Source organism: Clostridium sp. (assembly GCF_051278035.1).
Taxonomy (GTDB): Bacteria; Bacillota; Clostridia; order Clostridiales; family Clostridiaceae; genus Clostridium_AD.
This window is the reverse complement of sequence record NZ_JBNMNU010000002.1, coordinates 17,599-30,640: the sequence shown is the minus strand read 5'-3', so window position 1 is coordinate 30,640 and position 13,042 is coordinate 17,599. Positions and strand designations below refer to the sequence as shown.

15 protein-coding genes are annotated in these 13,042 nt (G+C 31.6%); 1 reads left to right on the top strand and 14 read right to left on the bottom strand.

The genetic code is table 11. The features are described 5' to 3' along the window. Window positions 1-41 precede the first annotated feature (41 nt). Window positions 42-1,415 carry a Na+/H+ antiporter NhaC family protein gene (locus ACJAX4_RS00690; RefSeq protein WP_435787524.1) on the top strand — a complete coding sequence of 458 codons (1,374 nt, stop codon included), beginning with the start codon at window positions 42-44 and terminating at the stop codon, window positions 1,413-1,415. A 37-nt stretch (window positions 1,416-1,452) separates the two neighbouring features. Here ACJAX4_RS00690 and ACJAX4_RS00685 read toward each other — a convergent pair whose 3' ends face one another. The 14 genes from ACJAX4_RS00685 to ric all read right to left on the bottom strand — a co-directional run bounded on the left by ACJAX4_RS00685 (window position 1,453) and on the right by ric (window position 13,038). After that, a complete protein-coding gene (locus ACJAX4_RS00685; RefSeq protein ID WP_435787523.1) occupies window positions 1,453-2,061 on the bottom strand; it encodes a sugar O-acetyltransferase in 609 nt (202 codons plus the stop codon). A 259-nt stretch (window positions 2,062-2,320) separates the two neighbouring features. Then, entirely contained in the window at window positions 2,321-4,315 is a 1,995-nt protein-coding gene (locus ACJAX4_RS00680) for a methyl-accepting chemotaxis protein (RefSeq protein ID WP_435787522.1), read from the bottom strand. 212 nt (window positions 4,316-4,527) lie between these two features. Continuing rightward, the gene (locus ACJAX4_RS00675) at window positions 4,528-6,522 is read right to left on the bottom strand and encodes a methyl-accepting chemotaxis protein (protein ID WP_435787521.1); all 1,995 of its coding nucleotides are present in this window, start codon (window positions 6,520-6,522) and stop codon (window positions 4,528-4,530) included. Between the two features lie 595 nt (window positions 6,523-7,117). Further along, entirely contained in the window at window positions 7,118-7,387 is a 270-nt protein-coding gene (locus ACJAX4_RS00670) for a hypothetical protein (RefSeq protein ID WP_435787520.1), read from the bottom strand. A 34-nt stretch (window positions 7,388-7,421) separates the two neighbouring features. Next, complete coding sequence (locus ACJAX4_RS00665; RefSeq protein WP_435787519.1) at window positions 7,422-7,556, bottom strand: hypothetical protein; 135 nt, start codon at window positions 7,554-7,556, stop codon at window positions 7,422-7,424. Between the two features lie 16 nt (window positions 7,557-7,572). After that, window positions 7,573-8,061 carry an NUDIX hydrolase gene (locus tag ACJAX4_RS00660; RefSeq protein ID WP_435787518.1) on the bottom strand — a complete coding sequence of 163 codons (489 nt, stop codon included), beginning with the start codon at window positions 8,059-8,061 and terminating at the stop codon, window positions 7,573-7,575. Between the two features lie 55 nt (window positions 8,062-8,116). Further along, window positions 8,117-8,554 carry an N-acetyltransferase family protein gene (locus ACJAX4_RS00655; protein ID WP_435787517.1) on the bottom strand — a complete coding sequence of 146 codons (438 nt, stop codon included), beginning with the start codon at window positions 8,552-8,554 and terminating at the stop codon, window positions 8,117-8,119. A gap of 146 nt (window positions 8,555-8,700) precedes the next feature. Beyond that, window positions 8,701-9,138, bottom strand: coding sequence for a hypothetical protein (locus tag ACJAX4_RS00650; protein ID WP_435787516.1), 438 nt, complete (start codon window positions 9,136-9,138; stop codon window positions 8,701-8,703). Between the two features lies 1 nt (window position 9,139). Then, window positions 9,140-9,337 (bottom strand): helix-turn-helix transcriptional regulator, encoded by a 198-nt coding sequence (locus ACJAX4_RS00645; protein ID WP_435787515.1) that lies wholly within the window; start codon window positions 9,335-9,337, stop codon window positions 9,140-9,142. Window positions 9,338-9,527: 190 nt separating this feature from the next. Further along, window positions 9,528-10,028 (bottom strand): dihydrofolate reductase, encoded by a 501-nt coding sequence (locus ACJAX4_RS00640; protein WP_435787514.1) that lies wholly within the window; start codon window positions 10,026-10,028, stop codon window positions 9,528-9,530. Continuing rightward, a complete protein-coding gene (locus ACJAX4_RS00635; protein WP_435787513.1) occupies window positions 10,028-10,825 on the bottom strand; it encodes a thymidylate synthase in 798 nt (265 codons plus the stop codon). Before ACJAX4_RS00635 ends, ACJAX4_RS00640 begins: the two co-directional genes overlap by 1 nt. Before the next feature lie 158 nt (window positions 10,826-10,983). After that, a complete protein-coding gene (locus ACJAX4_RS00630) occupies window positions 10,984-11,187 on the bottom strand; it encodes a hypothetical protein (protein WP_435787512.1) in 204 nt (67 codons plus the stop codon). A 406-nt stretch (window positions 11,188-11,593) separates the two neighbouring features. Then, window positions 11,594-12,202, bottom strand: a complete 609-nt coding sequence (locus ACJAX4_RS00625; RefSeq protein ID WP_435787587.1) for a cupin domain-containing protein — start codon at window positions 12,200-12,202, stop codon at window positions 11,594-11,596. 128 nt (window positions 12,203-12,330) lie between these two features. Next, the gene (ric, locus tag ACJAX4_RS00620) at window positions 12,331-13,038 is read right to left on the bottom strand and encodes an iron-sulfur cluster repair di-iron protein (protein WP_435787511.1); all 708 of its coding nucleotides are present in this window, start codon (window positions 13,036-13,038) and stop codon (window positions 12,331-12,333) included. Window positions 13,039-13,042 lie beyond the last annotated feature (4 nt).

Below are 13,042 nucleotides of genomic sequence, written 5' to 3'. Positions count from 1 at the left end.
GTATAATTATGGTTATCTTAAATAGTTTATCGAGGTGACCTATGATTAAAAAAAATATATCACGAACACATTCATTTATTATTATTTCAGTAAGTATTCTCCTAATTTCTATTTGTATTTTAACCAACACATCCCTTGCATATGGATTTTTAGGTGGTATTGTTTTCACTTCCCTTATACTCATGAAATATAAATATACCATGAAAGACATACTAATACTAATTCTTTCTGGTCTAAAAGAAGCCTGGACACTTTATGTTCTAATTCTACTTGTTGGCGCAGCAGCTTCAGTATGGTTAGCTTCTGGCGTGGTACCCTCTCTAATGTATTATGGGTTTGAATATATGAAGGGAATGAATTTTCTATTGGCTGCTTTTTTAATAGTTTCATTAGTATCCATATTCATGGGCACAGCAATTGGAACGGTTAGTACAATAGGCGTTGCATTACTTGGCGTAGGCAAAGGCTTTGGAGTTCCGGCTCCACTACTTCTTGGAGTAATAGTATCTGGTGCTTTTATTGCGGACAAGATGTCTCCACTCTCCGGTCTATTAAATCTCACCCTTACCGCAACAAAAAGAAGCTATAAGGAAGTGCTTACCGCAATGCTTCCAACCTTCATACCACTATTTTTAATTACCGCTGTAGTATATTATTTAATGGGTATGCATTTTACCATAAGCCCCGACTCTGAAAGTCTTCTACAATATCAAAATGCTCTATTAGAAGGCTTTAAAATTTCTCCATACATTGCACTTCTTCCTGCTATAGTCCTTATACTGCCCCTTTTGGGTTTTAAAACAATCCCTACAATATTAATAGGTGTTTTTGCAGGTTGCCTAGTTAGTGTTTTCTTTCAGCATATGTCGTGCGCTAGACTTATAAGTTCACTTTTCTTTGGCTACAGTGGTTCTACTGCCTCTGCTGAACTTAATAAAATACTAATTAATGGTGGTATTAGATCAATGATAGAGGTCGTTCTTATAGTTATGGGAGCGGTTAGTTTAACAGGTCTTTTCGAAAAAACTGGAATGATAGTACCTTTAATTAAAAAGGTAACTAATGGTGCGAAGACTAAAGGACAACTTATTATTAAAACATCCCTAATTAGTAGTTTTTTAACGATAATTACCTGTGACCAGACAGTTGGAATTTTACTTCCCGGTAAACTTCTGCAATATAAATATGTGGAACTTGGTATTGATACAAGTATACTTGCAAGGACTATTTCCGATACTGGAACCATAATTGCTCCTTTAATGGCTTGGAATATTAATGCACTTATACTTAAATCTCTAACGGGGATCTCTGCAACATCCTACGCTCCCTACGCAGTTTTATGTTACTTATCACCCATCATTACAATAATTATTTCTTATAATTTTAAGAAAAAGAATAAATCTGTTGCTGCATAAAAAAACAGGGCTTACATTAATTAATGTAAGCCCTGTTTCATTGTATAGTATTGTCGAATTTAAAATTTTTAAAATAATATTGCTTGTCATCATCAGTAATCTGTTTTATTACTTTACAAGGATTACCTACAGCTATGCAATTCGATGGAATATCTTTTGTTACAACGCTTCCAGAACCAATTACTACATTATTGCCTATAGTAATTCCGGGATTAACTATAACACCTCCTCCTACCCAAACATTGTTCCCAATACTAATTGGGAACGCATACTCAAGTGCTTCATTTCGCGGTTCAAAATGAATGGGGTGCCCGGCTGTAAAAAGGCTTACATTTGGTGCAAACATAACATTATCACCAATTGTAACCGCTGCACAATCTAAAATAATGCAATTGTAATTTACATAGAATTTTTTTCCTACAGAAATATTATACCCATAGTCACAGTGGAATGGCGGTTCTAAATAGAAATCCTTACCCACCCTACCGAAGATTTTTTTTATAATTTCATTATGTTTATTAATTTCCTTTGGGCTTAAATTATTATAATCAAATATCATTTCTTTTGCATATTGACGCTCAGATGATAATTCTTCTCCAAATGCCTTATAAGGTTTTCCATTTAACATCTTTTCCTTTTCTGTCATAGATCAATACCTTCCTCTCTTATTTTACTGTTTTTTAAATAGGTCCCCAGTGTTTCCACGATAAAAATTATATATTATATATATCCTAATTATAACATTATACCCAATAAATTATGAGAAATATAATAACTGATCTAGTGGCCCAATCTCAAACTGGAAATAAACTTTTCATAACAACAAAACTGAAGGAGTGTAGGCCATTACTCCTACACTCCTTCAGTTTCCAAACAAAGTTTATTGTTTTAAAGCATATCCATACTTATATTTTAAACTTGTTTACTTGCTCGAGCATTTCACTAGTCATATTGCTAAGTATTTGAGTTGCTGACACAACCTCTTCTGTTGATGCGTTCATTTCTTCAGATGATGCTGCTATTTCCTCTGCTGATGCTGAAACTTCAAGTGCAACGGAGGATACCCCGTCTACTCTATCCATAATAGCATTTTTTTCTTTATCTATATCTTCAGCCGAATTTTTAACAGTTTCTATTTTAGGAATTACTTCATTAACTGATTCTATTATTTTTGTAAAAGATGTTATTGAACTATTTATAATACTGACCTGGTTTATAAGTTCATTATCCATTTCAACAGAATCCTGAACTATAACCTCAGTATTTTTAGATATCTCATTAATTAATTCAGTGATACTACCAGATGATAGCTTTGATTGTTCCGCCAGTTTTCTTATTTCATCTGCTACCACAGAAAATCCCTTTCCTGCTTCCCCAGCTCTTGCTGCTTCAATTGCAGCATTCAGTGCTAATAAATTTGTTTGTCCCGCAATACTATTTATTATATTAGTAATTTCATTTATTTTACTTATACCTTCTCCAAGACCAACAATTTTTCCGTTAAATGACTTGAATGAGTCACTAACCTTTGTTACCGACTGATTTAATTTATTCATATCACTACTACTCTCGCTTGCCATTGAACTAATTTCTCTGGAATTTGAATCTACAACTTGTATCTCACTAACCATTCCAGATAACTTATTACTAAATCTATCAAGAATTTCTGTTACGTTTATCAAATCCTCAGACTGCGAACCCGTCCCCTCCGCAACTTGATTTATTGCCTCAGCAACATTAAGTGATGCACTAGATATCTCTTCTGCAACTGAAGATAGATTCTCTGATTGCATGTTAATACTTCCTGAATTCTCTTTTATTTTAACAATCATGCTTCTTATTGAATCTTGCATTAATTTCATTGAAGTAGTCATAACTCCAACTTCATCCTTAGATTTCATATATTTGTTAGAAACTTCTTCACTTAAATCACCTTTTGCTAATAAATCCAAGTGTTTAGAAGTTGTTTTTATTCCTTTAGATAGACTGCTAGAAATTATATAAACAATTGCAAATCCTATTAATAAAAATAATATGGATGATACCAGAACAGAAATCTTTAGGCTGTCTAGTTCAGATAATACCTCTGTGGTTGATATTACAACCGCAAGTGACCAATCAGTTCCCTTAACTGGAGCATAGCCTACAAATTTTTCTATTCCATCAAATTCATACTCATCTATGCCTGTCTCTCCTTTACCCATCTTACCTTCAATATTTGCTAATGACTGCAACTTCTCATCCTGTTTTGACTCTTCAATAGCATTATACATTTTTACTACTAAATCTTTGTTGCTATGAGCTATGGTTACCCCATCCTTATTTATCAAAAATGCATTTCCCGTTTCTCCGAATTTAACTTGATTAGTTAGTTCGCTTAACCCATTACCATCTCTGGTTGAAACTAATACTCCAACAATTTCATTGTTATTTTTTATTGGTATTGAATACACTATTACCATGGCTCCGTCTACTTTACTTATTAGCGGATCTGATATGTCATTCTTTCCGGACAACGCTGTTTTAAAATATGGTCTTTCCTTAATATTATCACTTTTTCCATCTGTGTATTTTACATCACCATTTTTATCTGCAATACCCATCTTTAAATTTCCATTTTTTTTAACTTCTTCTAAAAGAATCACCTTTTTATTTTCCCATGAAATTTTAACATCCTGTATTTCATGATTTGTTGCCACTACCTCGAGTGTACTCAACTGACCCTCTATTCTTCCTTGAATATTACTTGCAGATTGTTCTGCAATTTTAGGTAGCGTCTTACTTAAATTTGAATTTAGTGCCTTTGACGAATTTACGAAAGAAGTTGTCCCAAGACCTATACATATAACCAATATCAGTAACCCTAAAAATACTACTAGTTTTGCTTTTATACTTTTCATACTTGCCCCCCGATTTTGTATTTTAAATTAAATTTGATTCACACTATAATATATCGAATGATTGTTTTAATACTTTATCATAATATGTATATTTAGCATACAATTAATTGTATTTTGTTGAATATTAATGAAAAAATTGTTATAATTAAATTAACAACCCTACACTCCTTCAATTTCCAAACAAAGTTTATTGTTTTAAAGAATGTCTATACTTATATTTTAAACTTGTTTACTTGCTCCAGCATTTCACCCGTCATATTGCTAAGTATTTGAGCTGCTGACACAACCTCTTCTGTTGATGCGTTCATTTCTTCTGATGATGCTGCTATTTCCTCTGCTGATGCTGAAACTTCAAGTGCAACGGATGATACTCCATCTACTCTACCCATAATAGCATTTTTTTCTTTATCTATATCTTCAGCAGAATTTTTAACAGTTTCTATTTTAGGAATTACTTCATTAACTGATTCTATTATTTTTGTAAAAGATGTTATTGAACTATTTATAATACTGACTTGGTTTATAAGTTCATTATCCATTTCAACAGAATCCTGAACTATAATCTCAGTATTCTTAGATATCTCACTAATTAATTCAGTGATACTACCAGATGATAGCTTTGATTGTTCCGCAAGTTTTCTTATTTCATCTGCAACCACAGAAAATCCCTTTCCTGCTTCCCCAGCTCTTGCTGCTTCTATTGCAGCATTCAGTGCTAATAAATTTGTTTGTCCCGCAATACTATTTATTATATTAGTAATCTCATTTATTTTACTTATACCTTCTCCAAGACCAATAATTTTTCCGTTAAATGACTTAAATGAGTCACTAACCTTTGTTACCGACTGATTTAATTTATTCATATCACTACTACTCTCGCTTGCCATTGAACTAATTTCTCTGGAGTTCGAATCTACGACTTGTATCTCACTAACCATCCCAGATAACTTATTACTAAATCTATCAAGAATTTCTGTTACGTTTATCAAATCCTCAGACTGCGAACCCGTCCCCTGCGCAACTTGATTTATTGCCTCAGCAACATTAAGTGATGCACTAGATATCTCTTCTGCAACTGAAGATAGATTCTCTGATTGCATGTTAATGCTTCCTGAATTCTCTTTTATTTTAACAATCATGCTTCTTATCGAATCTTGCATTAATTTCATTGAAGTAGTCATCACTCCAACTTCATCCTTTGATTTCATATATTTGTTAGAGACTTCTTCACTTAAATCACCCTTTGCTAATAAATCCAAGTGTTTAGAATTTGTTTTTATTCCTTTAGATATATTGTTCGAAATTAAATAAACAATTGCAAATCCCATTAATAAAAATAATATAGATGATACCAGAACAGAAATCTTTAGACTGTCAAGCTCTGATAATACCTCTGTGGTTGATATTACAACTGCAAATGACCAATCAGTTCCTTTAACTGGTGCAAATCCTACAAATTTTTCTATTCCATCAAATTCATACTCATCTATGCCTGTCTCTCCTTTGCCCATCTTGATTTCAATATTTGCTAAGTCCTGCAACTTCTCATCCTCTTTTGACTCTTCAATAGCATTATACATACTCGCTACTAAATCTTTGTTGCTATGAGCTATGGTTATCCCATCCTTATTTATCATAAATGCATTTCCCGTTTGTCCGAATTTAACTTGATTAGTTAGTTCGCTTAATTTATTACCATCTCTTGTTGAAACTAGTACTCCAACAATTTGATTATTATTTTTTATTGGTACTGCATATACCACTATCATGGACCCGTCTGTCTTACTTAATAATGGATCAGATACATTTTTTTCTCCTGATAATGCTTTCTTAAAGTAGTCGCGTTCACTAATATTGGTATCCATTCCATCTGTGAATCTTGCGTCACCATTTTTATCTGCAATACCCATCTTTAAATTTCCATTTCTTTTAGCTTCTTCTAAAAGAATCACCTTTTTATTTTCCCATGGAATTTTAAGATCATGTATTTCATGATTTACTGCCACAACCTCGAGTGAACCCAACTGACCTTCAATTCTTCCTTGAATATTACTTGCAGATTGTTCTGCAATTTTAGGTAGCGTCTTACTTAAATTTGAAGTTAGTGCCTTCGATGAATTTATGAATGAAGTTGTACCAAGACCTATACATATAACCACTATCAATAACCCTAAAAATACAACTAATTTTGCTTTTATACTTTTCATACTTGCCCACCTTTTTTTGTATTTTTAATTAAATTTGATTCATATTTAATATTTTATCATGATATGTATAATGCGTAAACAATTAATTGTATTTTGTTATATATTAATGAAAAAAATGTTATATATTGATGCAAAAACTGTTATTTCTTAATTCACCCATGTTTTCCGTGTAGGAAATTACGACGTAAATGCATGTTCTACTTGCATTTGTTTATAAGATTCCATAAAAATAAAGTCAGTATTATACTGACTTTATTCTTTGCCTTATTCTGTTAAAGATAGACTTTATTACTTCATTTCTTCTGAATAACTAGCATTAATCATTGGAATATTACTTAAGAGGTGATTAAAATCCCTCTTGACACTTCTGTTAAGGCAAATTGTAAATGGTTAAACACAATCGTAGAAGAAGTTTACATAATTATCCCTAAAAAAGATCCACCTTTTTTTATGATTTTTGAAAATGCGGATAAACTATCTTGTTTCCCATTTAATGGCGACGTAGATGCCTTGTCGAAAGCCTTAAACTTCGACTTAAAAGTCGAGTAATAAATATTATATATTTAAACTTGCCACTTGTCATATACCATATCTTCTATATTCCTGAGTATATTTTAGAGATCGTCACAAATAGTGAGAATGCAGAAACAAGCCAAAGAAAGATACCCATTAGCTTTTGTTTTTGATAAACAAAAAAAAGTATCCCCATTAACAGCATTGTCACGGATCCACTCCCTTGCGTTAAAATACTATATAATAAATTATTCTTATGGAAAATAGATAACGCTGCAAATATGATAGTGGAACTAGAAAATACTAAAATTGCAATTAATATTAGTATTTTATTTCTTAATTCTATTTTCATAATTCTTAACCCCCTTTTTTATATTTAATTAATGTTAATTTTCGTTCCAAAACTCTTTATCAAGATGAATAAGTGGGCGAGCTGTTATCTGTGAAAGTTTTCTTGAAAATGTACTCTTCCTACTCCCTGGCGACCCTATAATCATAATTCTTTTTCCTATTTCTTTCATTAATATCACCTTTAATTTATATTTTTAAGTATTTTTTTAATGTTGTTATATGCATTGGATAAAATTCATTTTCATTATTATATACCATTTCTTTTAATTCACTTATTGAAACCCACCTAATATTTTTAGTTTCATTTGTTTTGTATAATAAATGTCCTTCAACTTTACATATAAATGTTTGAACCATAATGGGATAATCACCCTCAATATTTTGAGAGCAAGCAAAAGGCATATAATTTATAACCTTGTATCCATTTGATCTAATAGTTACTGTTTCAGCTTCTCCTATAATTTCAATAACTTTAAGCCCGGTTTCTTCCCAGATTTCCCTTCGTAAACAATTAAATATATTTTCAAATTCTCTAATCTTACCTGCAGGGATTTCTATCAATCCATTTTCTGCCCCACCAGTATCCTTGCATCTCTCTTGAATTAATATATAGTCGATTCCTTTTTCACTTTTAATTATAATTCCACCAACACCTGGTTTTGAAAACACTTCCATATTCAAATCTCCTCTATGATCGATCTCCTATAACCATCCCACTCCATATTTTAAATTAATCTAGAACCTTAATAAAGTTTTTCTGGTTTTTTCTATTAACGTAACCATGCTTTTCATAGAACTTATGGGCAATTATTCTATCAGCTCCTGATACAAGTCTTATTCCATAAAATCCATTCTCTTTAGACCAGCATTCAAGTCTCTCTATTAATATGCTTCCTACGCCTAAAGATCTATATTGATTTTGTACTACGAATCCTAAAATATTAACTAATGAATCACCATATAAAAGTTCATATGGGCTTCCATGAATATATCCAATAACTTCATTGTTTTGTTGCGCCACAAAAATTACATCTTTTGTATTTTTCATTATGTGTTCAATTCTCTTTTTCACCTTTTGCTCGTCATATTCATAGCCTAAATCTTGATTTAGTATATAAATGTCCTTAAAATCATTATCTATAATTTTTCTAATAAATATAGATTTCAAATTACCCACGCCCTTCTTAAATTAACATATAATATTTATTGCAATTATACCATTTTATACTAATTGATACTATATGTATGCTGGTGGACCAGAGCTTGAAGTTAAAAGAAGAGCCCTCCTAAAAAATAGAACGGAGGGCTGTTTTCTTACATTTTAGTACTATAATACTTATATGATATAAAATATACTAACACTTGAACATATAACGCCCCAAGACAAATAAATGCAGGTATTCTATAATCAAGTGCAACAAATACAAAAGCCATTAATGCGAAAAGAACATACCCTGCAGCATTCGAAACAGAACAAGCAATTCTTAAAATTTGAACGTTTCTTTCATCCTTTAATTCATTTTCTTCTTGCTTTAATTTTACAGCAGAAGTTCTTTTGTAATGAATTAACTTAAATAATGCAATTGCTACAAATGCACTTCCTACCCCAGTAAACATGCCCATAAGCATACTAATATTATCCGCCTCATCAGGAACTCCTATATTACCCACTATCCCAAATATAAAACTTACAATACCAACCACAACCAAAGTTGTCCAAATTCTATTCCTTTTCACTAATTTACAAAACATATTATTCCTCCTCATATATAAAAATTTTTTCAATTGACATATTAAAGTATTTAGCAATTTTAAAAGCTAGTATAATAGACGGGTTATATCGCCCATTTTCTAGGGAACCAATGGTCTGCCTTGAAACCTCCAAGGCTGTTGCTAGTTCTTCCTGCTTAATACCCCTTTGCTTTCGAATTTCTTCTAATCTATTTTTCACAAGTAGATTCACTCCTTTATATCATAATTTTACGGAAAGCTAACTTTACATTAATAATACTACTTTTAGTTTTGTATGTCAAGCATGCTTTCCATAATACTTTCAGACCTATACAAGTCATGTTTTAGAAAAGAACAGCTAAACTAAAAGGACCTAGATTTCTCTAAGTCCTTTTATATCTTATATATTATTATTTTGTCACACTAATCCGTTCCAAAGTTAAAAAACTAAATGCTGTTGTTTTATCATCATTAATGTATCCAGTTTCTTCTTCTTTAATATTCCAATCAGAATAATTTACTTTTGGGAAGAACACATCAGCATCATATTCCTTATGTACCTCCGTTAAGTGAATTTTATTGCAATAAGGAAGCAATAACTTATAAATTTCTCCTCCGCCTATAACAAAATATTCTTTGTTATCATCTAAAGAATCAAATAATTCTTCCTTAGAATGTAGAACCGTTACCCTTTCATCCTTTACTACAAAATCTTTATTTTGAGTAATAACAATATGGTGTCTATTAGGTAGAATACCAGGAAGTGACTCAAATGTCTTTCTTCCCATTATTATAGTACTTCCGCTTGTAATTTGCTTAAACCTTTTTAGATCTTTTGAAAAATGCCAAAGTAAATCGTTTTTCTTTCCTATGGCGAAATTATCTCCAATTGCAACAATACATGTAAGCATTATATAGCCACACTCCCCATATTTATTTTTCCAAGGTGCTTATAATCAATGAGTTTAATATCTTCAGGTGTAAAGTCATAGAAGTTTTTAATCTCTGGATTAATCCAAATCCTCGGAGCATCTAAAGCTTCCGATTTTCTTGAAATCTGTAGCTTTAAACCTTCAATATGATTTTCATATATATGGGTATTATTTATGATATGCGTAAATAATCCTGGTTTAAGTCCAGAAACTTGTGCTAACATATGAACTAATACAGCATACTGACTTGTATTAAACGGAACTCCAAGTGCTGTGTCACCAGACCTTTGTACTAACATACAGTTAAGTCTTCCATCAGTTACGTCCCAAAGTGTTAAAAAGCAACAAGGCTGAAGCGCCATCTGGGGAAGGTCTTCTATATTCCACAAATTCATCATCATTCTTCGGTCTTGTGGATTATTTTTTAAAGCTTCAATAAGTTTATCAATCTGATGATACTTGGCTATTTGATAACCATAGGCCTTTCCAATTGTTCCATCTTCTAAAGCCCACTCATCCCATATATGCACATTTTGCTCTTGAAGTTTCTTAACGTCATTACTTTGATCTTTAAAAATCCAAAGCAATTCTTTTACCGCTGTTTTAAAAGCAACAAATTTAGTTGTTAATATTGGAAATTCTTCTTCTAAATCAAATTGCATAATTTGATGAGGGAGTTTGTATGTCGCAACTCCAGTACGGTTTTGGGCATAATATCCTCTTTTCAAAATATTCTCAGCTATTTTTAAATATTGTCTATCCATTTCATTTAGCATAATTTTCATCACTTCCGTTTCACTATTCTTTTATGTATACTCTATCTATATCTTTCCCGATAATTCATCTTTTAATATAACATAATTCGCACTAGGTATGTATTTATATTCTTATTTCTTATTTCTTATTTCTTATTTCTTATCACAATTGTATTTGACTACTTTGCAAAGTCCTTGTATTCTTCAATATAGAAAATCACATTCCCGCAATTAGGGCAAACTCTTGCTTTGGGTTTGGCAGACACACTTTTAAAAAGCCCTTTACCTTTCTGCTTAATTATAAATCCATAAAGACTGCGTTCAACTTTAACACTACAATCATCTATCATTTCCGCCTGGCATTGATTACATATACTTTTCATTTTTTAACCTCCATATAATATATATTATAATTTAGTACTATAGTATTATAATTATGATTCAAACTTTACTAGACTTTATCAATCTAGTAAAGTTTTATATTTATCTACATCATCAAATTTTAACCAACTACTCAATTCCTTCTATTTCTAATCTTAATCTACTGAAATATTCTTCCATAAATTCAAGCCTTTCTACCCCCATTTCTTTACCCCCCTATTTATTAAAATAATTATTTATTCACATTGAATCTTTCCATAATTATATCATTATCCTTCTATTTTATACATGGTGAAAGGCGAAAATAAAAGCCCCGCATTTAGCCAATTATGGCTGAATGCAAGGCTGTCCAACAAGGTTAACTAAAGTTACACTTTTTTATACTCTCTTTTGCTATTACTGACTCTACTACTCTTCAGCAGCTTCTGCAATTTCTTTTGTTTCATGAACCGTACCGTATGGATGCTCAGGCGGTGCATAGATAGCGTACAATTTAAGTGGTTTATCACCGGTATTTATTATATTGTGCCATTTACCAGCAGGTATCATGATTGCATAGTCATCATAGACTTTTTTTTGGAAATCCAAGTTATCTTTTGTATCCCCCATTTGAACAAGTCCTCGACCTTCCTCAATACGTATGAATTGATCACCCATGGGATGAACTTCTAAACCTATATCGTCCCCAACCCTGATACTCATCAATGTAACTTGTAAATTGCCTCCAGTCCATAAAGCGGTACGATAAGTATTGTTTTGATTAGTAGCCTCTTCAATATTAATCACAAATGGTTCTGGTCCATAATCTTTTAATTCCATTAGAGCATTATCCTTTATTGCTCGTGGTAAATCTAATCTTGAATCATACTCAATTTCATCAGTCGGGGTATTCATTGGTGCGTTAACGTAGCAAGGACAACGGTACGTTTTATATACATTATACATGTTATATGGGCTATATACTGGTGTGTTAGCGTAATAAGGATATGGGTTATAATCGTTATTTATATTGCTCATTCCTTTCATAGTCTTATAAATTATCATATGGCTTATGTTTAGTAAATGTGATTCTATTCACAGGAATGCTATGTATGTGCTAATTCAATAAGAATAAAACTCCAAGGCCTGCCTCGGAGCTCCATTTACTATTTTATTTGAAACATATTAAACAAAACACTATTTTCTAGATAAATATGAATAAATAAATCTTTTTCTAAGTCATGGATTTTTGTATATGCTAGTTTGAAAGAAGTACACGCTCCCTCTGGAGCATTAAAATCTCTAGTTATATTCTCTAATTCTTTAATTATATTCCCAGCTGCATCATGCTCACTCTCTGTATCCTTTATAACCTGATGTATTTCTGATAAGACACTATCATCCTTCGTTATTTCAAATTTTTCAATAAGTGGAAACAGGTGCTCTTCCTCTTTAATAAGATGCTCCTCAAGTTCTGTTTTAAGGGATCCGAAAAGTTTGTGCACCTTTAACAGTTCTTCACTATGATGTTGAAAATGTACCTTCAGTACTTTAAACAATAATGTATCTATTTCTCTGAGTTGTTTTTTTGTAAATTCATGATGGGTTTGTAATAAGTGTTTTATTATTACTGACGGTTTTTCCTTTCTCCAGTCTTTATATTCTGAATTTGATTTTATAAACTTCTCGTACTCACTATTAAGTTCTTCAATAATTTTATCATGATTTATTTTCATCTCGTCCAAGGCTCCTGCTAAAGTATCATGTCCACCGCAGCAATAATCTATTTTATATCTGTTAAATATCTCTGCAGCACCTGGGAAAATTGAAACTATTTCTCCGAGGCTTTGGTTTTTATTTATGATTTTTTCCATAATT